This is a genomic window from Bradyrhizobium sp. I1.14.4 (genome assembly GCF_050435825.1).
In the GTDB taxonomy this organism is placed as follows: domain Bacteria; phylum Pseudomonadota; class Alphaproteobacteria; order Rhizobiales; family Xanthobacteraceae; genus Bradyrhizobium.
Genome location: NZ_JBNDLA010000003.1, coordinates 458,281 through 480,226 on the forward strand (window position 1 = coordinate 458,281; position 21,946 = coordinate 480,226).

General features: G+C 64.3%; 14 protein-coding genes and 1 pseudogene. 9 read left to right on the plus strand and 6 right to left on the minus strand.

Annotated features, from left to right (window positions below):
* Positions 1-57 precede the first annotated feature (57 nt).
* From ABIB78_RS09275 to ABIB78_RS09290, 4 genes and pseudogenes are all read right to left on the minus strand, one after another.
* Positions 58-1,253 (minus strand): annotated as a pseudogene (locus tag ABIB78_RS09275) (ABC transporter substrate-binding protein).
* Positions 1,254-1,507: 254 nt separating this feature from the next.
* Positions 1,508-3,052, minus strand: coding sequence for a SpoVR family protein (locus ABIB78_RS09280; RefSeq protein WP_429023858.1), 1,545 nt, complete (start codon positions 3,050-3,052; stop codon positions 1,508-1,510).
* A gap of 4 nt (positions 3,053-3,056) precedes the next feature.
* Entirely contained in the window at positions 3,057-4,325 is a 1,269-nt protein-coding gene (locus ABIB78_RS09285; protein ID WP_429024048.1) for a YeaH/YhbH family protein, read from the minus strand.
* 117 nt (positions 4,326-4,442) lie between these two features.
* A complete protein-coding gene (locus ABIB78_RS09290) occupies positions 4,443-6,386 on the minus strand; it encodes a PrkA family serine protein kinase (protein WP_429023860.1) in 1,944 nt (647 codons plus the stop codon).
* A gap of 510 nt (positions 6,387-6,896) precedes the next feature.
* On the opposite strand from ABIB78_RS09290, the gene ABIB78_RS09295 reads away from it, so the two are divergent.
* The 8 genes from ABIB78_RS09295 (at position 6,897) to ABIB78_RS09330 (ending at position 15,768) form a co-directional block, all read left to right on the plus strand.
* Positions 6,897-7,514 carry a hypothetical protein gene (locus tag ABIB78_RS09295; protein ID WP_429023862.1) on the plus strand — a complete coding sequence of 206 codons (618 nt, stop codon included), beginning with the start codon at positions 6,897-6,899 and terminating at the stop codon, positions 7,512-7,514.
* Between the two features lie 54 nt (positions 7,515-7,568).
* Positions 7,569-8,015 carry a DsrE family protein gene (locus tag ABIB78_RS09300; protein ID WP_429023864.1) on the plus strand — a complete coding sequence of 149 codons (447 nt, stop codon included), beginning with the start codon at positions 7,569-7,571 and terminating at the stop codon, positions 8,013-8,015.
* A gap of 212 nt (positions 8,016-8,227) precedes the next feature.
* Entirely contained in the window at positions 8,228-11,074 is a 2,847-nt protein-coding gene (locus ABIB78_RS09305; protein WP_429023865.1) for a bifunctional transaldolase/phosoglucose isomerase, read from the plus strand.
* Positions 11,075-11,085: 11 nt separating this feature from the next.
* Positions 11,086-12,069 (plus strand): phosphogluconate dehydrogenase (NAD(+)-dependent, decarboxylating), encoded by a 984-nt coding sequence (gene gnd / locus ABIB78_RS09310; RefSeq protein ID WP_429023867.1) that lies wholly within the window; start codon positions 11,086-11,088, stop codon positions 12,067-12,069.
* Positions 12,070-12,190: 121 nt separating this feature from the next.
* The gene (gene zwf / locus ABIB78_RS09315) at positions 12,191-13,684 is read left to right on the plus strand and encodes a glucose-6-phosphate dehydrogenase (protein WP_429023869.1); all 1,494 of its coding nucleotides are present in this window, start codon (positions 12,191-12,193) and stop codon (positions 13,682-13,684) included.
* 1 nt (position 13,685) lies between these two features.
* Positions 13,686-14,438, plus strand: a complete 753-nt coding sequence (pgl, locus tag ABIB78_RS09320) for a 6-phosphogluconolactonase (RefSeq protein WP_429023871.1) — start codon at positions 13,686-13,688, stop codon at positions 14,436-14,438.
* A 41-nt stretch (positions 14,439-14,479) separates the two neighbouring features.
* The gene (locus ABIB78_RS09325) at positions 14,480-14,968 is read left to right on the plus strand and encodes a gluconokinase (protein WP_429024049.1); all 489 of its coding nucleotides are present in this window, start codon (positions 14,480-14,482) and stop codon (positions 14,966-14,968) included.
* Positions 14,965-15,768: an HAD family hydrolase gene (locus ABIB78_RS09330; RefSeq protein ID WP_429023873.1), complete on the plus strand. Its 804-nt coding sequence runs from the start codon at positions 14,965-14,967 to the stop codon at positions 15,766-15,768. Before ABIB78_RS09325 ends, ABIB78_RS09330 begins: the two co-directional genes overlap by 4 nt.
* Before the next feature lie 245 nt (positions 15,769-16,013).
* On the opposite strand, the gene ABIB78_RS09335 is transcribed toward ABIB78_RS09330, so the two are convergent.
* Both ABIB78_RS09335 and malQ read right to left on the minus strand, forming a co-directional pair.
* Complete coding sequence (locus ABIB78_RS09335) at positions 16,014-17,822, minus strand: glycoside hydrolase family 15 protein (protein ID WP_429023875.1); 1,809 nt, start codon at positions 17,820-17,822, stop codon at positions 16,014-16,016.
* A gap of 15 nt (positions 17,823-17,837) precedes the next feature.
* Complete coding sequence (gene malQ, locus ABIB78_RS09340) at positions 17,838-19,787, minus strand: 4-alpha-glucanotransferase (protein ID WP_429023877.1); 1,950 nt, start codon at positions 19,785-19,787, stop codon at positions 17,838-17,840.
* Between the two features lie 203 nt (positions 19,788-19,990).
* Between malQ and ABIB78_RS09345 the strand changes: the two genes are divergently transcribed.
* Positions 19,991-21,940, plus strand: a complete 1,950-nt coding sequence (locus tag ABIB78_RS09345; protein ID WP_429023878.1) for an alpha-1,4-glucan--maltose-1-phosphate maltosyltransferase — start codon at positions 19,991-19,993, stop codon at positions 21,938-21,940.
* Positions 21,941-21,946 lie beyond the last annotated feature (6 nt).

The window sequence follows — 21,946 nt, forward strand, 5'->3', positions numbered from 1 at the left end:
CCCTGCTCCCGTGCGCAATTGCGCACTAGGCAGGGACGACAGCGGGGTTGGTGACGGCTACTTGTCGCTCAGGACGTCGCCGAACAGCGCCCATGACTTGCCGTCGAACCGCGCCATCTGGATCTGGCGGATCGGCGTCACGTTGTCGGGCTCGGTCTGCACCTTGATGCCCGGCAGCAGCATCGGCAATTCGAGCGCCTTCAGATTGGTCGCCTGCTTGATGATGTTGTCGCGGCTATAGTCGCCGTTGCAGTTCTTCAACACCGCCGTCATGACCTGCGCGACCGTGTAGCCCTGCACGTTGAACAGGTCGCCCGAGCTCGCGTTCGGCTGGTACTTCTTCATCCAGGCCGAGAACTCCTTCTGCGCGGGATCGTCGGCCCAGCGCGAGTCGGTCGGGTCCTTCAAATAGAGCCCGGTCACGACGCCGACGACGTTCTCGAGTCCCGCCGGTTCAAGCACCGCCGAGACGGAATTGGAGACGGTCGGCAGGATCGTCAGCGGTTTCCAGCCCATGCTCGCCGCCTTGCGCAGCGCCTGCGCGGCGAATTTCGGCGTCGCTTCGGCGAAGAATACGTCCGCACCCGACTCGCGCATCGTCACCATCTGTGAATCGATGGTCGGGTCAGTCGTCAGATAGGTGGTCTCCGCGACGATCTGGCCGACATGCTCGCCGAGCCCGTCCTTGAAGCCCCTGAGATAGTCCTTGCCGGCGTCTTCGTTCGGCGTGATGACGGCGATCTTGGCATCCGGCCTGGTCTTCAGGATGTACTTTGCGTAGAGCCGGCCTTCGAGCTCGTAGGTCGGATTGAAACCGACCGTCCAAGGAAACTGTTTCGGGTCGCTCCAGCGGGTCGCTCCGGAGGATACGAAAAGCTGCGGCACGTGCTTGATGTTCAGATATTTCTGCACGGAGATATTGGGCGCGGTGCCGACTGCGCTGAAGATCGCAAGCCCTCATCCTGCTCGACGAGCTTGCGGGTCTGCTCGACCGTTTTCGACGGCGAATAGGCGTCGTCGAGACTCTCGAAGTCGATCTTGCGGCCGTTGATGCCGCCCTGATCGTTGAGCATCTGGAAATACGCGGCTTCGGCACGTGCGATCGTGCCGTAGGCCGACGCCGGACCGCTATAGGGCGCAGTGTTTCCTATTCTGATCGAGCTTTCGGCTGCAATGGACGGCGAGATCGACGAGGCCGTGAGCGCGGTGAAGGCGAGCAAGCCCGCCAGACGGGAGCGAGTTGACAAGAGCATATCCTTTTCTTGGTTTTCTTGACGCGGCGCACATTATCAATCGCGCTCGCGCAGGCAATCACCAAGAAGACTTCGGTGAAATTTCCGCATGCCGGCAATCACATTCGCGCACGGGACGTCATGCGCTTTCAAAATCCGGAATGTTGCCGGGATGTTCATGATGTGAGCCTTCGATAGACACGAAGGTTCACCGAGCAAGACTTGCATTCCGCGCGACGGTCCACGCCGCGCTCATCTCTTCGATTGTGTAGTCCTCAGGCCGCGACCGCGGCCGCGCGCGGGCTGACGACGTATTCCTTCAGCACCTTGTCGGCGCCGTCGACTTCGGTCAGCGCCACGTCGTAGGTCCACAGATCGGCGAGATGCTGCAGCACGCGCCGCGTGTCGGTCTCGTTGAGCTGTGCGCCCTTCACGGTGGTGTGACGCAGCATCAGGCGGCGATCGCCGTCGAGATCGACATCCACGACCTCGATATTGGCGTCGACGAAGCCGACGTCATATTGCCGCGCCAGCTCGCGTCTGACACGGCGATAGCCGCGCTCGTCATGGATCGCATCGACCTTGATCCCCGCGGTTTCGGCGGGGTCGTCGTGCAGGTGAAACATGCGGAAGCGCCGGATCAACGCCGGGCTGAGGAACTGGTTGATGAAGCTCTCGTCGCGATAGTTGCTCCAGATCTCGCGCAGCACGCCCTCGACATCGCCCTTGCCGGCTATGTTGGGGAACCACTCGCGGTCCTCGTCCTCCGGATTCTTCACGATACGCTCGATGTCCTGCATCATGGCGAAGCCCAGCGCGTAAGGATTGAATCCGGAGTAGCGGCGGTCGTCGAACTCGGGCTGGAACACCACATTGGTGTGCGACTGCAGGAATTCAAGGAAATTGCCGTCCGTAATCCGCTCCTGCTGATGCAGCCGGCTCATGATGCGGTAATGGACGTAGGTCGCGGTGCCCTCGTTCATCACCTTGGTCTGGCCCTGCGGGTAGAAGTACTGCGCGATGTGGCGCACGATACGAATGAGCTCGCGCTGCCAGGATTGCAGGCGCGGCGCGGTCTTCTCGAGGAAGTAGAGGATGTTCTCCTGCGGCAGACCGAGCAGCGCGCGGCGGCGCTCGGCGGTGAGCGCGGCCTTGCTCTTGGTCTTGGTGTTCGGCACCGTCCGCCACAAATCGTTGAACACGCTTTCCTCATGCTGGCGGCGCTCGCCGGAACGCTTCTCCTCGGCTCGCAGGTCGAGCGTCTTCTTCCCGGGATAGCGGTCGACGCCGTGCGACATCAACGCATGCGCGGCATCGAGCGTCCGCTCCACCGTCTCGCGCCCATGGCGGTCCTCGCAGGCCGCGATATAGCCCTTGGCGAATTCGAGATAGTCGAGGATGCCGTCGGCGTCGGTCCACTGCTTGAACAGATAGTTGTTCTTGAAGAAGTGATTGTGCCCGAATGCCGCGTGCGCGATCACCAGCGTCTGCATCGTCGCCGTGTTCTCCTCCATCAGATAGGAAATGCACGGCGAGGAATTGATCACGATTTCATAGGCGAGGCCCATCAGGCCCTTGCGATAGGACGCTTCCTGGAACGCAAACTGCTTGCCGAACGACCAGTGCTTGTAGAACAGCGGCATGCCGACCGACGAATAGGCGTCGAGCATCTGCTCGGCGGTGATCACCTCGATCTGGTTGGGATAGACGTCGAGCCCGAGCTCGGTGCGCGCGATCTTCTCGCAGGCGTCGTGAACCCGTTGCAGCGTCTGGAAATCCCAGTCGGCACCCTCGAACAGCAGCTCCCCGGAAGAACCCATCACGCTACACCCTTTCCTGCTTGCCGCGGCGCTTGAACAGGTCCTGGAACACCGGGAAGATCTCGCCGCGCTCGCTCACCTTGCGCATCGACAGCGGCGCGCCCTCATTGCGCAGACGCTCATAGAGCGTCCAGAGCGAGGAGTCCGGCATGTCGAAGGTGTAGTTGGCGGCTTCACCGACCTCGAGATAGGCGAAGAACTGGCAGACCGGCAGGATCTTGTCGGTCAGGAGATGCCCGGTCAGCGCGCTGTCGGACGTCATGTTGTCGCCGTCCGAGGCCTGGGCGGCGTAAATGTTCCAGTCGGCCGGGCGGAAGCGGGTGCGGACGATGTCGTTCATCGCAACCAGCGCGCTCGACACCAGCGTGCCGCCGGAAGCCGGTCCATGGAAGAACGTGTCCTCGTCCACCTCCTCGGCGCGGTCGGTGTGCCGGATGAACACGATCTCAACGTGACGGTAGCGCCGCTTCAGAAAGACATAGAGCAGCATGTAGAACCGCTTTGCCAGATCCTTCATGTGCTCGGACATCGAGCCCGAGACGTCCATCAGGCAGAACATCACGGCCTGCGCCACCGGCTTCGGCACCGTCTCGAAGCGGCGGTAACGGATGTCGATCGGATCGATGAACGGGATCCGCTTGGCCTTGGCCTTCAGCGCTTCGAGCTGCGCCAGCAGCTCGCGGCGGCGCGTGGCGTCGTCGCATTCCGCAAGCTCCGCCTCAAGCGCCTCGATCTCGTCCTTGCGCGGCCGGCGCAGCGCCACACGTCGCGCCAGCGCCCGGCTCACCGTGCGGCTGATCGAGATGTTGGCGGGCGAGCCCGATGTCGCATAGCCCGCACGCCGAATGCCCTCGCTCTCGGTCTCCGCGAGCTTGCGCTTGGCAAGGTCCGGCAATTCGAGGTCGTCGAGGAAAAGATCGACGAACTCCTCGCGGCTGAGCACGAAGCGGAAGGCGTCCTCGCTGTCGCCCTCGCCGGCGCCGGAGCCCTTGGCGCCGCTCTGGTTCGGGCGCTGCAGCCAGTCGCCCTCGACGAACTTCTTGTTGCCCGGCAGCACCATGTCACGCGTGCCGCCTTCGCGCCGGAACCGCGGCTCATCCATGCCGTCCAGCGGAATTGTCACCTCGCCGCCCTCCAGGACATCCTTGATGTCCCGGTCCTGAGACGACTTCTTGACGGCTCCCTGCACCAGCGCCTTGGCGCGCCGCAGGAAGCGCTGGCGGTTCTCCAGACTCTTGCTACCCGGATTCAACCGCCGATCGACGATATGCATGACCACGTTGCATCTGCCTCACGCCGGATGCGATCATGACCAGTCGCATCGCATTTTTATTGGACGAGACGGGACGGGACGAAACGGAAGGCCGGTACCGGCCTTCCGGATCGTGCACTAGCCGGCCTGCTTCACCCGCATGTACCATTCGACGAGCCGGCGGACCTGGCGCTCGGTATAGCCGCGCTCCACCATCCGCTCGACGAACTCGCCGTGCTTCTTCTCGGTCTCGCCGTCCTTCTTGGAGCCGAACGAGATGACCGGAAGCAGATCCTCGACCTGCGAGAATATCCGCTTCTCGATCACATCACGAACCTTTTCGTAGGAGGTCCAGCTCGGGTTCTTGCCATTGTTGTGCGCCCGCGAGCGCAGCGAGAACTTGACGACCTCGTTGCGGAAGTCCTTCGGGTTGGCGATGCCGGCCGGCTTCTCGATCTTTGTTAGCTCCTGATTCAGGAGCTCGCGGTTCATCAGCTGCCCGGTGTCGGGATCCTTGAAGTCCTGATCCTCGATCCAGGCGTCGGCATAGTCGACATAGCGGTCGAACAGGTTCTGGCCGTAGTCGGAGTAGGATTCCAGATAGGCCTTCTGGATCTCGTTGCCGATGAATTCGGCATAGCGCGGCGCGAGATCCGCCTTGATGAATTCGAGATAGCGCTTCTCGGTCTCGTCAGCCAGTTGCTCGCGGCGGATCGCCTGCTCCAGCACATACATCAGATGCACCGCGTCGGCGCCGACCTCGGTGGTGTCATGGTTGAAGGTCGAGGCCAGCACCTTGAAGGCAAAGCGGGTGGAGACGCCGTCCATGCCCTCGTCGACGCCGGCAGCGTCCTTGTATTCCTGCACGCTGCGCGCCTTCGGATCGGACTCCTTGAGGCTCTCGCCGTCATAGACGCGCATCTTGGCGAACAGCGTCGAGTTCTCGTGCTTGCGCAGGCGCGACATCACCGAGAAGCGGGCCAGCGTTTCCAGCGTGGCCGGCGCGCACGGCGCGGCGGCGAGCTCGGAGGTCTGGATCAGCTTCTCGTAGATCTTCTGCTCCTCGGCGACCCGCAGGCAGTACGGGACCTTGATGACGCAGATGCGGTCGATGAAGGCCTCGTTGTTCTTGTTGGTCTTGAAGCTCTGCCACTCCGCCTCGTTGGAGTGCGCGAGAATGATGCCTGTGAACGGGATCGCGCCGATGTTCTCGGTGCCGATGTAGTTGCCCTCCTGCGTCGCGGTCAGCAGCGGGTGCAGCATCTTGATCGGTGCCTTGAACATTTCGACGAACTCGAGCACGCCCTGGTTGGCGCGATTGAGGCCGCCGGAATAGCTGTAGGCGTCGGGATCGTTCTGGGCGTAGGTCTCGAGCTTGCGGATGTCGACCTTGCCGACCAGCGAGGAGATGTCCTGGTTGTTCTCGTCACCGGGCTCGGTCTTGGCGACCGCGATCTGGCGCAGCCGGGAGGGCTGGATGCGCGCGACGCGGAATTGCGAGATGTCGCCGCCGAAGGCTTCGAGCCGCTTGTAGGCCCAGGGCGACATCAGCCCGCTTAGCCGGCGGCGCGGAATGCCGTACTTCTCCTCGATCATCGGCCCGAGCTGCTCGGGGTCGAACAGCCCGAGCGGGCTCTCGAACACCGGCGACAGCTCGTCACCCGCCTTCAGCACGTAGATCGGATGGACTTCCATCAGCGCCTTGATGCGCTCGGCGAGCGACGACTTGCCGCCGCCGACCGGCCCGAGCAGATAGAGGATCTGCTTGCGCTCCTCGAGGCCCTGCGCGGCGTGACGGAAGAAGCCGACGAGGCGCTCGATCGTGTCCTCCATGCCGAAGAAGCCGGCGAAGGCCGGATACGACCTGATCGTACGGTTCAAAAAGACACGGCCAAGGCGGGGGTCCTTGGCCGTGTCGATCATGTGGGGCTCTCCGATCGCCGCCAATAACCGCTCGGCCGCATTGGCATATCGCATCGGATCACTTCGACACGACTCCAGATACTCAGCCATCGACATGTCGGTCTGACTTCGTGCTTCAAACGACCTTGCGAAGGCGTTGAACAAAGAATCGTTGTACATGATCCCTCTCTCCACGATATGTATCGCCGCACGACTGACACGAGTCGTAACCAGAGCATCCTAGGATCGAATCAGCGTCGGCACGCTGGGTCCATTGGACACTCGACCGACTCACTTCGGCAATGCACGGCGCGTGCAGCCTCTGCCTTATCAACAGGCAGGAAGCTTAATGGTTCATCAATATCCCCCGTTGGTGGCCTGTTTTTGACGGTTGTAACCCCTCCGCCACATCCGTGGTTTACCGGGGCCCAGGCCTCCGAAGCGGACATCCGAGCGGGGCAACTTCCCTGTCCGGAGATGAACGTTAGGCTTCCCTGAAAAGGTGTGGCCGTTCAGCCTTGGCGTCAAGATGTGCGCGTCACAGACTCGCATGAACAAACTGTCAGGCGACGTTGAACGTGCCTCCTTGTCGCCGCGACTAAGGCAACGAGCCCCGCGCAGTTCCGCGCAGCACCATTGCCGCGCTCTAGAGATGACACCTTGGAGGCGCAGGCTATTCCCGAGGCGGTCATGAAGCAGGCGTTCCTTGTTGTCGCACTTGCAGCCGCAACCTGCGCCGGCGCGGCGTTAACCGTCCAGGCGCAAGAAGACGTCGACGGGGCCGAGGCGGCCACCTTCGACAACAGGATGTTCGCAGGCCCGCCCGGCGCGAAAGCCTCTGCCTGCTTCGTGCGGCGATACGATGCAAATCATCTGGCGCAGCATCCGAAGCAGAAGGTCAGCGCGATGAGGCTTTTGGTGTCAGCCGAACACGCACCGGAGGACAAGACCACCAATTATTCGTTCCGGCTCGGCGTCACGTACCGCCACCGCACCGGCAAATTCGACTCCAGCGGCTACTGCAACCACGCGATCGCGACCGAATCCGGACACGAAATACGCTTCGAATGCAGCGTCGATTGTGAAGGTGGCGGTATCACCGTGGCGTTGTCAAAGGACAACAGATCCGCGACCGCACGCCTTGGCCGCATCGTGGTGTGGAATCGCAACAAACCCGACGACGATGCGGGCGAAGCACTGTTCGCCGGCGCCGACGACAAGATCTTTCGCGTCGATCGCGCGGACGGCAGCGAATGCGCCGAACTTGTGACCGACCGCAAGGAACTCGCTGCGCTCCGTCACAAGTGATAGGCTCGCCCAAATCGGCAACACCCGGTCAACAATAATTGCGCGAGGGACGCCATGCATCGACGCAGCATCCTGTGGGGCACTCTCTCGGCGATCGGCGCCGCTCTGGCAGCGTCACGGGCGAACGCCGCCACCGAGGCCCCGCCGCAAAAGCTGAAGGTGGTCTATCACCTCGACGACCTCGACAAGGTCAATTTCGTGATCGGCAACATCCAGAACCATCTCGACGGCGTCGGCGGCCCCGGCAATGTCACGATTGCTCTCGTGGTGCACGGCCAGGCGCTGAAGGCGTTTCATGCGGCAGCCGCCAATCCCGACCTGTCAAAGCATGTCGGGCAGTTCATCCGGGACGGGATCGAGCTCGCCGCCTGCGCCAACACCATGAAATCGCAGAACATCGGCCTGAAGGACCTGCTCCCCGGCTTCGTCGCCGCCGAGCGCGGCGGCGTGGTCCGCCTCGCCGAGCTGCAATCCCAGGGTTACCTCTACCTGCGGCCCTGACGTGGGTGCACCGCGACGCGTCATAAAAATGTGCTGAGATCAGGGTCTGCTCGGACCTCGTTCCGAGGGGATCGAAGTGTTGTGAATGGCGTTATCCCTTGGGAATGCTGATATTCCGCCCGGGCCCCCACCATGTTGACAATCCGCCTCCGTCCCCGAAAGCTGCCCGGGAACCCAAAAATCGACCCTCGATCGAACGAGAACAGGCACCCATGAACCCCGTCAAAGCACTCGAAAATCACCGCCAGGCCGTCTGGCTGGACTTCCTCGCCCGCGGCTTCGTCGCCAAGGGCGACCTGAAGCGGCTGATCGAGACCGACGGCGTCAAAGGCGTGACGTCCAACCCCTCGATCTTCGAGAAGGCGATCGGCAGCTCCGACGAGTATGATTGGGCGATCGGCCAGGCCCTCAGGAAGGGCGACCGCTCGGTCGCCGACCTGTTCGAACATCTCGCGATCGAGGACATCCAGCACGCCGCCGACGTGCTGCGCCCGGTCTACGACCAGAGCCACGGCGGCGACGGCTTTGTCAGCCTCGAAGTGTCGCCCTATCTCGCGATGGACACCAAGGGCACGATCGCCGAGGCCGAGCGGCTCTGGAAGGACGTCCACCGCAAGAACCTGATGGTCAAGGTGCCGGCGACGCCGGAGGGCCTGCCGGCGATCGAGTATCTGACCGGCGACGGCATCAGCATCAACATCACGCTGCTGTTCTCGCAAAAGGTCTATCGCCAGGTCGCGGAAGCCTATCTGAAGGGCCTGGAGAAGTACGTCGCCAAGGGCGGCGATCCCTCCCATGTCGCGAGCGTCGCCAGCTTCTTTGTCAGCCGCATCGACAGCGCCGTCGACAAGCAGCTCGACGAGAAGATCGCACGCGCCAACGATCCCTCCGAAAAGGAGCGGCTCGCGGCATTGAAGGGCAAGGTCGCGATCGCGAATGCAAAACTCGCCTACCAGGACTACAAGCGGCTGTTCGCAGGCAGCCGCTGGGACAAGCTCACGGCCAAGGGCGCCAAGCCGCAGCGGCTGTTGTGGGCATCCACCGGCACCAAGAACAAGGATTATAGCGACGTGCTCTATGTCGAGGAGTTGATCGGCCCCGACACCGTCAATACCATGCCGCCGGCAACGCTCGATGCCTTCCGCGACCACGGCAACGTCCGCGACAGCCTCGAGGAGAACGTCGAGGACGCCCGCCACCTGCTGGAGGAGCTGGACAAGTCCGGCATATCGCTCGATGCCATCACCGAGGAACTGGTGAAGGACGGCGTCAAGCTGTTCGCCGACGCGGCCGACAAGCTTTACGGCGCGGTCGCCCACAAGCGCGCGACCTCGCTCGGCGGCGGCATCGACCACCAGAAGCTGGCGCTCGGCGCCACCATCGAGAGGGCGGTCGAGAAGAGCACCGAGGAATGGCGCGCGTCGGCCAAGATCCGCCGGCTCTGGCACAAGGACAAGTCGGTCTGGACCGGCGATGACGAGGACAAATGGCTGGGCTGGCTCACCAGCGCCGCAACCGCCGACGTCGCCGACTACGAAGATTTCGCAGAGCGCGTGAAGGGACAGAACTTCACCGACGCCGTCGTACTCGGCATGGGCGGATCGAGCCTCGGGCCGGAGGTGCTGGCGCAAACCTTCCCGCACCGGTCCGGATTCCCGCGGCTGCACGTGCTCGACTCCACCGACCCGGCGCAAGTGCGCGCGATGGAGGAGTATGTCGACATCTCGAAGACGCTGTTCATCGTCTCCTCCAAATCCGGCGGCACCACCGAGCCGAACGTGATGAAGGACTATTTCTTCGACCGGGTGGCCAAGGCGGTCGGCAAGGACAAGGCCGGCCATCGCTTCATCGCTGTCACCGATCCGGGCTCATCGCTGCAGAAGGTCGCAATCAAGCAGGGCTTTGCCCGCATCTTCTACGGCGATCCGGCGATCGGCGGCCGCTATTCCGTGCTGTCGCCGTTCGGCCTGGTGCCGGCGGCCGCCGCCGGCATCGATGTCCGCAGCCTGCTCGGCCATACGCTCGCGATGGTGCGCTCCTGCGGCGCCGACGTGCCGCCGCAGCAAAACCCGGGCGTGCAGCTCGGGCTTGCGATGGGCATCGCCGGGCTCGAAGGCCGCGACAAGGTGACGATCTTCTCCTCGCCCGACGTCGCCGATTTCGGCGCCTGGGCCGAGCAGCTGATCGCGGAATCGACCGGCAAGGACGGCAAGGGCCTGATCCCGATCGAGGGCGAGCCGATCGGCGATGCTGCGATCTACGGCAACGATCGCTTCTTCATCGACCTCCGCACCGAACGCGAGAACGATGCCGCGCATGAGGCAAAACTCGCCGCGCTGGAGGCCGCGGGTCATCCCGTGGCGCGCATCGTGATGAAGTCGATCGACCATATCGGCCAGGAGTTCTTCCGCTTCGAGATCGCAACCGCGGTCGCGGGCTCGATCCTCGGCATCAACCCGTTCAATCAGCCCGACGTCGAAGCCGCCAAGATCAAGACCCGCGAACTGACGGCGGCGTTCGAGAAGACCGGATCGCTGCCGGTCGAGCAGCCGGTGGTATCGGCCGACGGGGTCGATCTCTACACCGATACGCAGAACGCCGAGGAGCTGCGCAAGGCCGGCGCCAATGGCGACCTCAATTCCTGGATCAAAGCGCATCTCTCGCGCTCAGGCCGCGGCGACTATGTCGCGCTGCTCGCCTATATCGAACGCGACGGCGACACCATCGACGCCATGCAGACGATGCGGCTGAAGGTGCGCGATGCAAAACACCTTGCGACCTGTGCCGAGTTCGGCCCGCGCTTCCTGCATTCGACCGGGCAGGCCTACAAGGGCGGGCCCGATAGCGGCGTGTTCCTGCAGGTCACGACCGACGATCGCCAGGAGCTGCCGGTGCCCGGCCAGAAGGCGAGCTTCGGCGTGATCAAGGCGGCGCAGGCGCGCGGCGATTTCGACGTGCTCACCGAGCGCGGCCGGCGGGCGCTGCGTGTGCATCTCAAGGGCGATCTCACCTCCGGGCTTGCGGCGCTCGATGCCGCGATCTCGGCCGCGCTGAACTGACGGAGGCCAGGATGCAACTCGGCATGATCGGCCTCGGGCGGATGGGTGGCAACATCGTCCGCCGCCTGATGACCAAGGGCCACACTACCGTGGTCTACGACAAGGACCCCAAGGCGGTCGCTGCGCTCGTCGCGGACAATGCCGCCGGCGCCTCGTCGCTGGAGGATTTCGTCCTCAAGCTGGAGGCGCCGCGCACCGCCTGGGTGATGCTGCCGGCCGGCAAGATCACGGAAGCGACGATCGACGCGCTCTCAAGGCTGATGCAGCCCGGCGACGTCATCATCGACGGCGGCAACACCTTCTGGCAGGACGATGTCCGCCGCGGCAAGGCGCTCAGGGAGCGCGGGCTGCATTATGTCGATGTCGGCACCAGCGGAGGCATCTGGGGCATCGAGCGCGGCTACTGCATGATGATCGGCGGCGACAAGCCCGTCGTCGACCGGCTCGACCCGATCTTCAGGGCACTCGCGCCCGGCATCGGCGACATCCCGCGCACCTCCGGCCGCGACGGCCGCGATCCCCGCATTGAGCAGGGCTACATCCACGCCGGCCCAATCGGCGCCGGGCATTTCGTCAAGATGATCCACAACGGGATCGAATACGGCCTGATGCAGGCCTATGCCGAAGGCTTCGACATCCTGAAGAACGCCAATATCGAGGCTTTGCCGCCGGAGCATCGCTTCGATCTCGACATCGCCGACATCGCCGAAGTCTGGCGGCGCGGCAGTGTGATCCCGTCCTGGCTGCTCGACCTCACCGCCTCGGCACTGGCGCAGAACCACACGCTCGACAGTTATTCGGGCTTCGTCGAGGATTCCGGCGAAGGCCGCTGGACGGTCAATGCCGCGGTCGACGAGGCGGTGCCCGCCGAGGTGCTGACGGCCGCGCTCTACACCCGCTTCCGCTCGCGCAAGGATCACACCTTCGCGGAGAAGATCCTCTCGGCGATGCGCGCAGGTTTTGGCGGCCACAAGGAGCCGCCGAAGAAGGCTTAGAGCGTTTTCAAGCGAAGTGGGCACCGGTTCGCGTGAAGAAAACGCGTCAAAACAAGAATCTGGAGCCCCCGTTCCGATTCAACCGGAACGGAAGGCTCTAGAAAGAACCGCGGAAGGTCACGTGCAGAAGAAACCCGATCCATGCTCCTTCATCATCTTCGGTGCCACCGGTGATCTGACGCACCGGCTGGTCGTCCCGGCCCTCTACAATCTCGCCGCCGGCAATCTGCTGCCGGAGAAATTCTGCGTCGTCGGCATTGTCCGCAAGGGCATGTCGGGCGAGCAGCTGACCGACAGCCTGATGCAGGGACTGCGCAAGTTCGCGACCCGCCCGGTGGACGAGGCGGTCGCGAAGCGGCTGTTCGAATGCGTCACCTCGATCGAGGCCGATCCGCGCGATCCGCCCTCCTTCGATGCCATGAACGAACGGCTCGAGAAGCTCGAACAGGCCCGCGGCACCGGCGGCAATCGGCTGTTCTATCTCGCGACCCCGCCGAGCGCCTTCCTGCCGATCAGCCAGCAGCTTGGACGCACCGGCATGCTGGAGGAGAACGGCGCCTGGCGGCGGCTGATCATCGAAAAGCCGTTCGGCACCGATCTGGCGTCGGCCAAGGCGCTGAATGCCGCGCTGCTGAAGCTGATGGACGAGCACCAAATCTACCGGATCGACCACTACCTCGGCAAGGAAACCGTCCAGAACATCCTGGTGCTGCGCTTCGCCAACGGCATGTTCGAGCCGATCTGGAATCGCAACCACATCGACCACGTCCAGATCACCGTCGACGAGAAGCTCGGCGTCGGCCATCGCGGCAGTTTCTATGACGCCACCGGCGCGCTGCGCGACATGGTGCCGAACCATTTGTTCCAGCTGCTGTCGCTGGTGACGATGGAGCCGCCGGCGCGGTTCGACGCCCATGCCGTGCGCTCGGAGAAAGCCGAGGTGCTGAGCGCGATCCAGACCCAGAGCGAGCATGAGGCGCTGTCCAATTCGGTGCGCGGTCAGTATCGCACCGGCCGGATCGGCGACACCGAGATCGAGGACTATCTCAAGACCCCCGACGTCAGGCCCGACAGCTCGACCGAGACTTACGCCGCGCTGAAACTGACCATCGACAATTGGCGCTGGGCCGGCGTGCCGTTCTACCTGCGCACTGGCAAGGCGCTGACCAGCAAACGCACCGAGATCGCGATCAAGTTCAAGCAGGCGCCGTTCGCGATGTTCCGCGACACGGCGGTCGAACGCCTGTCGCAGAACTACCTGGTCATCTCCACCGAGCCGACCGAAGGCATCGAGCTGCAATTCAACACCAAGGTGCCGGGTCCGGCCATCGACATCGACGGCGTCGAGATGAAGTTCCGCTACAAGGACTACTTCAAGGCCGAGCCGTCGACCGGTTACGAGACGCTGATCTATGACTGCATGATCGGCGACAATCTGCTGTTCCAGCGCGCCGACAGCGTCGAGGCCGGATGGCAGGCGGTGCAGCCCTTCCTCGACGCCTGGAAAAGTGCCGGCGGACGCGGCCTGCAACCCTACAAGGCCGGCAGCGAAGGCCCGGAGGCGGCCAACGCGCTGCTCACGCGCGACGGCCGCAGCTGGCGGAAGCTGGGCTGACATGACCGCGAGCGGCGAGCCCAAGATCATCACGGTCGCCGATCCGGCGGCACTGGCGAAGGCGGCCGCCGAGCGGGTGATCGCAAGGATCGCCGAAAACAGCGGCCGGATCGCGGTCTGCCTCACCGGCGGCTCCAGCCCCAAGGCGCTCTACCAGCTGCTGGCGACGCCGGAATATCGCCAGAGGATTCCGTGGGACTGCATCGACTGGTTCATCGGCGACGAGCGCCTGGTGCCGCGCAACGACCCGCTGCACAATATGAGCATGGCGCGCCAGGCCTTCCTCGACCGCTGCGCACCGGCTGCGAATGTGCACCCGATCGCAACCGACACTGCCGATCTCAGGGATCCCGACGTCAGCGCGGCGCTGTACGAGAACGAGCTGATGGCCTTCTACGGCGCCGAGCGGCTCGATCCGCAGCGGCCGCTGTTCGACCTGGTGCTGATGGGCATCGGGCCCGATGGCCACACCGCCTCGCTGTTTCCCGGCTTCCCCGCGGTCGAGGACACGCAGCGCTGGGTGGTCGGGGTGCCCAAGGCCAATGTCGAGCCGTTCGTGCCGCGCGTGTCGCTGACCTTGCCCACGCTCGCCTCCTGCCGCGAGATGCTGTTCGAGGTAGCGGGCGAAAACAAGCGTGCGATCTTGACGCGCCTGTTCGCAGGCGAGAACCTGCCGGCAAACCGCGCCCGATCGCTGGGCGAAACCGTCTGGCTGATCGATCAGGCCGCGATGCCGGAGGATTTTCGTGGGTGACTTTCTTGGGTGACGGGCACAACCCTTGCGCACTGGTCGTGATGGGCGTCTCCGGCTCGGGCAAGAGCACCGTCGCCGACCGCCTTGCGATCAGGATCGGCTGGCGCTTTGAGGACGGCGACAGTTTTCATCCGCCAGGCAATGTCGCGAAAATGCATTCGGGCCAGCCACTCACCGACGAGGATCGCCGGCCCTGGCTACGTGCGATCGCCGCCGAGATCGACCGTACCTGCGGCATCCGCGAACGCGCCGTCATCGCCTGCTCCGCGCTGAAGCGCGCCTATCGCGACATCCTGGTGCATGGCCGCGACGACGTCCGCATCGTCTTCCTCGACGGCACGCAGGAGCTGGTCGCCACGCGTCTTGGCGCGCGCAAAGGCCATTTCATGCCGCCGGAGCTCCTGGCCAGCCAGTTCCGGACGCTGGAGCCGCCAACGCCGGACGAACGCCCGATCACGGTTGCGATCGACCGTTCGGTCAAAACCATCGTCGAAGACATTGTCAGTCAACTAAAGCTGGACCGCTCATGACCCGCATCACCCTTGTCGTATCAGATGTCGACGGCACGCTGCTCACCAAGGACAAGACCTTGACCGACGGCGCCATGGCGGCGGTGCGCAGGCTGCATGAAGCCGGCATCGGCTTCACCATCGTCTCCAGCCGGCCGACGATCGGGATGGGTTTCCTGGTCGCGCCGCTCGCGATCACGCTGCCGATCGGCGCCTTCAACGGCTCTTCGATCGTCGATCCGCAGTTCAAGCCGCTCGAGCAGCATCTGATCCCCACGGCCGTGGCCAGGCGCTGCGTCGATCTGCTCGGCGAGCGCGGCGTCGACATCTGGCTGTTCACCAACGACCGCTGGCTGACGCGCAATCCCGACGGCGAGTACACCGCCCACGAGCAGCACACGATCAAGCATGATCCGACCATCGTCGGCGATTTCACGCCCTATCTCGACCAGGCCTGCAAGATCGTCGGCGCGAGCTCGGATACGGCCCTGCTGCAACGCTGCGAAGCGGAGATGCAGCAGATGGTCGGCCATGATGCGACCGCGGTCCGCTCCCAGACCTACTATCTCGACGTCACCCCGCCCGGCCACGACAAGGGCACCTTCGTCGAAGGCATCGCGAAACGTCTTGGCGTGTCGCTCGATAATGTCGCCACGATCGGCGACATGCAGAACGATCTGCCGATGTTCGCGAAAAGCGGCGTCTCGTTTGCGATGGGCAATGCCAGCGACGACGTGAAGGCGCGCGCCACGCATGTCACCGAGACCAACGAGCACGATGGTTTCGCGCGCGCGATGGACACCGTGTTGCAGCTTCGTTGAAGCGTCCCGGCGATCGCATCCCGCAGCCCCGCCATTGCGGGCGAGGGGCTGCTTGCACGGTTTCGGAATATTGGAAATGTATTCCTGATTTGCCCGACGTGTCAAGTCGCCCGGTCGAACGCCGGCAGCCGCCGGCTCCTTTGCATGGGGTTGTTTTCGATATTTTGGCAGCGCGCACCTGCGGCAAGCTGGAGAGCGAGGGTAGCATCGCCGCGATCGCTGGTTCAACTTAACTTCATCACGCTTTAAGTCGACCGCTGCACCGCGGGCTTCTCGGCGTCGGCCCTGGCGGCGCTGAGATTGTGCGCCGTGTTGATCAGCGCGATGTGGGTCAGCGCCTGCGGAAAGTTGCCGGTCTGCCGGCCGGCGCCGGCGTCGAACTCCTCCGCCAGCAGTCCGAGATCATTGGCGACCGTCACCACGCGCTCGAACATGGTCTGGGCCTTGTCGACATCTCCCGCCAGCACATGGGCGTCGGCGAGCCACAGGCTGCAGGCCAGGAACGCACCCTCGATCGGCTGGATTTCATCGGACACCTCGCGCGGATCATGCCGCAGCACGAACCCGTCGGGCATCATGTGCCGCTCGACCGCCTCGATCGTGGCTTGGATGCGCGGATCGTCCGACGGCAGGAAGCCAACCGCCGGCAGCAGCAGCAGGCTGGCGTCGAGCAGCTTTGAGCCGTAGCTCTCGACGAAGCTGTTGAGACCACGGTCGAAGCCCCGTTGGCAGACGTCGCGATGGATAGCCTCGCGCAGCACCCGCCATTTGACCAGCGGTGCCTTGAAGCCGAACCGCTCCGCGCTCTTGATGGCACGGTCGAAGGCGACCCAGCACATCACCTTGGAGAACACATAGTGTCTGGGAGCGCTGCGGCGCTCCCAGATTCCGTGGTCGGGCTGGTCCCAGACATCGGCGAGATGACTGACGACGGTGCATTCGAGCGACCAGTTCTCCTCATCGAGCTTCAGCTTGGCCATGCGGGACTGGTGGAAGGCGTCGATCAGTTCGCCATAGACGTCGAGCTGAAGCTGTGCATGCGCGGCATTGCCGACGCGGACCGGCCGCGCCCCTTCGTAGCCGGACAGCCATCCGGCCTCCCATTCCAGCAGGCGCCGCTGGCCCAGGATGCCGTACATGATCTGCATGTTGGCGGGAGCGCCGGCCGCAGCGCGCAGCAGCCAGTTGTGCCAGGCCGCGGCTTCCTCGGTATAGCCCGAATTCATCAGCGCCAGCAGCGTGAAGGTGGCGTCGCGCAGCCAGCAGAACCGGTAGTCCCAGTTGCGCGCGCCGCCGAGCTTTTCCGGCAATGACGTGGTCGGCGCCGCGACGATGCCGCCGGTCGGCCTGAAGGTCAGCGCCTTCAGCGTGATCAGCGAGCGCATGACGAGGCCGCGCTGATAGCTGCCGTCATAGGTCGAGCGGCTGCACCAATCCTTCCAGTAGTCCTCGGTGTCTTTCAGTGCCGCCTCGGGATCGATCGGCTCCGGCACGGGCTGATAAGACGCTCCGTACGTCAGGACGAACGGCACGGTGTCGCCCTCGCCGACCTCGAAAGCGGCGATCGTGGTCAGATCCTTGCCTGAAGTCGCGACCGGCGTGCGCAGCACGGTCATGTCCTGCCCGCTGATCGCCAGCAGCCCCTCGCCGTCCGGGTTCTTCTTCACCCAGGGGACATCGACCCCGAAGCCGAAGCGGATCACCAGCTCCATGTGCATCTTGACGCGGCCGCTGATGCCACGAACGAGGCGGACCACGTCGGAGGCGTTGCCGCGCGGCGGCATGAAGTCGATCAATGCGACCACGCCGCCTTCGGTCTCGAACCGCGTCTCCAGGATCAGCGTATCGTCCCAATAGTGGCGCGAGATCTGCTTGATCGTCCCGGAGGGCGCCAGCAGCCAGCGGCCATTCCTCGATGTGCCGAGCAGCGCCGCGAAGCAAGCATCGGAATCGAACGCCGGCCAGCACAGCCAATCAATCGAGCCGTCGCGGCCGACCAGCGCCGCGGTCTCGCAATCGCCGATCAATCCATAGTCTTCGACATGAGAAGCCACGCGCCGTGCTCCACGTTACCCTGCGTGCGACCGCTCGCGGGTTGCGCGCTTGAGCGCATCGGTGTCAATCGCCGACGCGAGATGCTCGATCGACACCGGGAGCCGCCGTTTCCAGTTCGGATGCTCATAGACGGTACCCGGGATGTTCGGCTGCTCGACAATGCCGAGCAGATCTTCCATCGAAACCGCCATCATCCGCGTTCGCGTCCGTGCCAGGAAGTTCGCCACCGCATAGAAATCGTGGGTGCGGATGTCGTGCCGGTGCAGCACGTCGTCGAGCTGGCCGAGCGCGTGCCAGCGTCCTTCGTCGGTCTCGCCGGGATCGATCCCGAGCGCGCGTTTGGTCTTGAGGTCGCTGAATGAGCGCCAGCCGGCATAGGTCGAGAGGTCGTGGGTGTTGAAGGTGACCAGCGCGTTCGGCAGATAGTAGTCGGCATTGCGGAAGGCGCCCTGGTCGTCGGTCTCGAACATCATCACGAGATAGGACCAGATGCCCCAGCCGTTCATCTGCTCGCGAAAACCTTCCGGCACGGTGCCGAGGTCCTCGCCGATCACGACGCAGCGGTTCGCGACGCTCTCCTGCGCGGTCGCCGCCAGCAGCGCCTCGAACGGCATCAGCACATAGGCGCCATTGGCCGGGCCGAAGCCGCGCGGCACCAGATAGAGCCGCTTCAGCCCGAAGGCATGGTCGAGCCTGATCGCGCCGGCGTGGTGCATCGACGCGCGCAGCATCTGCCTGAACGGTTCGAACGAGCGCAGTTCGAGGCCCGCGGCATTGAAGCCGGCAAGTCCCCAGTCCTGGCCTGCGGTGTTGAGCGGGTCCGGCGGCGCGCCGACGCCGAGATGGCGCGAGATCGCGGTCTGCTCATTCCAGGCGTCGAAGCCATCCGACTGCACGCCGACCGCGACGTCGAGATACAGCCCGACCCGCATGCCGAGCTTGTGCGCCAGCGCCTGGCAGGCGCCGAGTTGTCGGTCCGCGGTCCATTGCACGAACTCGACGAACTCGACCTCGGCGCCGCTGTCGCGTGCCCCTCGCAATTTGGCGCACGCCATATCGTTAGGCTGACGCCATTCGTCCGGCCATTCCCACCACGGCGTGTTGAATTTGCGCCTGATGGCCTCGAAGCAGGCGAAGCGCGACAGCAGCGTGCCCTGTTCCTTGCGATAGGTCTCGAAATCCTGCCAGCGGCCGAGGCCGGGATTGGCCTTGAAGGCCGCGAAGGCCGCGCGCAGCGCAGGCCACTTCAGCGCCGCAACACCGACATAGTCGACCATGTCGTGGCTGCGAAGGTGCGCCAGCGCAGCTTTCGTCCCGGCATCGATCCGGAATTCGGGAATCTTCTCGACGTCGATATAGAGCGCGTTGAGGAACAGCCGGCTGTTCGGCGAGTATGGGCTGCAATCGCCTGGCCGATCGTCGAACAATGCATGCAGCGGATTGAGCCCTATGCCGTCGGCGCCGAGCCGATGGGCGAATTCGAGCAGCCCCTGCAGATCGGTGAAGTCGCCGATGCCCCAGTTGCGCGCGGACCGCACCCCGTAGAGCTGGACCGCGACCACCCAGCAGCGGTCGAACTCGCCGCCGAACGCGCCTTCGGGCGCCACCAGGAGCGGCAGCTCCTCGCTGCCCGATGCGTCCGACAGCTGCAATCGATGCACGCCTTCGGGCAGACCGGACGGCCACGTCACACTCCGCTCATGCGCTTCGCCTTGCGCGAGCACCCGAGTGCCGTTCGTGACCTTCCATTGCACCGGAAGCCGGGCCGCCTGCGAGAGCCGCGTTTGCCCGCCATGGCCGCCTCTGACGACCACGGGATCGGCGACGATCCGCCGCGGCATCTGAGGCGGCAGCGCGGCGAGGATCGCCGCGAGCGCCTCGGGGGTTGTCACACGACGGCGACCGCTACCATCGATATACTCGGTCTGGATTCCCAGGGTCTGGGCTTTGGCGTAAAGGTCCATTCGGCACGCTGCCTGCTCACAACGGTATTGGGATCGTTGCTAAATTGTACAGATACGGGAAAGGGATAGTTGATGTTCAACGCTCTACCCTATCCGGCGTTCCCACCGGGAACCATCGCCCGGGGAGCGGCTTTCTATGTGGGTCTGGCGCGCCTCCTTTCCGGGGCCGGGACGTCATTTGCGTTTTCAATGGCGGCATCACCGTGAACAAAACCCTCCGGCCTGTCGAGAGTGCGCATGGCACTTTTCATATCACCGATGTCTATCCGTCGGTGGATGGCGGCCGCTTTCCAGTCAAGCGCATCGCGGGAGAACCTGTCGAGGTATGGGCCGACATCTACCGGGACGGACATGACGTGATATCAGCGGCATTGGTTTGGCGGCGCGAGAGCGACGGCGACTGGCAGTGCGCGCCGATGACGCTGCATAGCGACGACCGCTGGGGCGGCGCCTTCGTGCCCGACCGGCCCGGCCGCTACACTTTCGCGATCGAGGCCTGGACCGACGAATTCGCCAGCTGGCGGCATCGCTTCGAGCAGAAGCAGCGCGACGGCGCCGACCACACCCTGGACGCAATCGAAGGCGCGGGCATGCTGACCCAGGCGCAGGCCGGTGGCCCGGCCGCAGCCGCCGTCATCATCAGGCAGTGCGAAACCTTTCTGCAGACCGGCGAGCCGGGCGCGCTGCTCGCACCGGAATTGCGGGACGCGATGGCCGGCAGCCAGTTTCGCCGCGACCTGATGCGATCGCAGCTCTACCCCCTGACCGCCGACCGGCCGCGGGCACGCGCCGGCGCGTGGTACCAGATGTTTCCCCGCAGCCAGGGCAAGACGCCGGGCGCGCATGCGACATTCAACGACTGCATCGCGCGGCTTCCCGACATCGCTGCGATGGGCTTTGACGTCGTGCTGCTGGTCCCGATCCACCCGATCGGGCAGCAGCATCGCAAGGGCCGCAATAATACCGCCATTGCGCAAGCAGGCGATCCCGGCAGTCCCTACGCGATCGGCTCGGCCGAGGGCGGGCACGACGCCGTGCATCCGGCGCTCGGCGCGCTCGATGACTTCCGCGCCTTCGTGGCGGCATGCCAGGCCCACGGTCTCGAGGTCGCGCTCGACTTCGCCGTGCAATGCTCGCCCGATCATCCCTGGCTGACCGAGCATCCGCAATGGTTCAGGCGGCGCCCGGACGGATCGATGCGCACGGCCGAACACCCGCCGCAGCGCTGGGACGACGTCGTCAATCCGGATTTCGGTTCCGAGGATGCCGCCGCGTTGTGGCGCGCGCTGCGCGACGTTGTGCTGTTCTGGGTCGAGCAGGGCGTAAAAATCTTCCGGGTCGACAATCCGCACACCAAGCCGCTGGCATTCTGGGAGTGGCTGATCCGCGAGGTGCAGGACCGCGATGCGGACGTGCTCTTCCTTTCGGAAGCCTTCGCGCGGCCGAAACTGATGAAGGGTCTCGCCAAGCTCGGTTTCACGCAGTCCTACAGCTATTTCACCTGGCGCACGCAGCGCGGCGAGCTCGAACAGTATCTCGGCGAGTTGATCTCCTATCCCGAACGTGACTTCTTTCGGCCGAATTTCTTCGTCAACACACCTGACATCCTGCCCTTCCACCTGCAAAGCGGTGAATCCTGGATGTTCAAGTCGCGTCTCGCGCTGGCCGCGACGCTCTCAAGCAATTACGGCATCTACAGCGGCTTCGAATTGCTCGAGCACACGCCGGTGCCCGGCCGCGAGGAGTATCTCAATTCCGAGAACTACGAGATCAGGGTTCGCGACTGGGAGCAGCCCGGGAACATCAAGCCCTATGTCGCGGCCCTCAACCGGATCAGGCGCGGAAACGCGGCCCTGCAACAATTCGCCAATTTGCGCTTTATCAATGTCGATGACGACGGCGTGATCGGCTACATCAAGGAGGCGGTCGATCAGGGCAATGCGATCGCGGCCGCGATTGCATTGTCGTCCGAGCCGCGTGACGTCTGGCTTCCGCTCGGCGACGTCGTGGTCGGCCGCGGCGATGCCCGCCGCCCCGTCACGGTCGTGGAAGACCTCGCCACCGGTGAGCGTCACGCGCTCGAATGGGGCGGCATCCGTCTACGTATTGATCCTGCGCGCGATCCCGCGTTGCTGTTGCGCTGTATCGCTTGAAGGAGC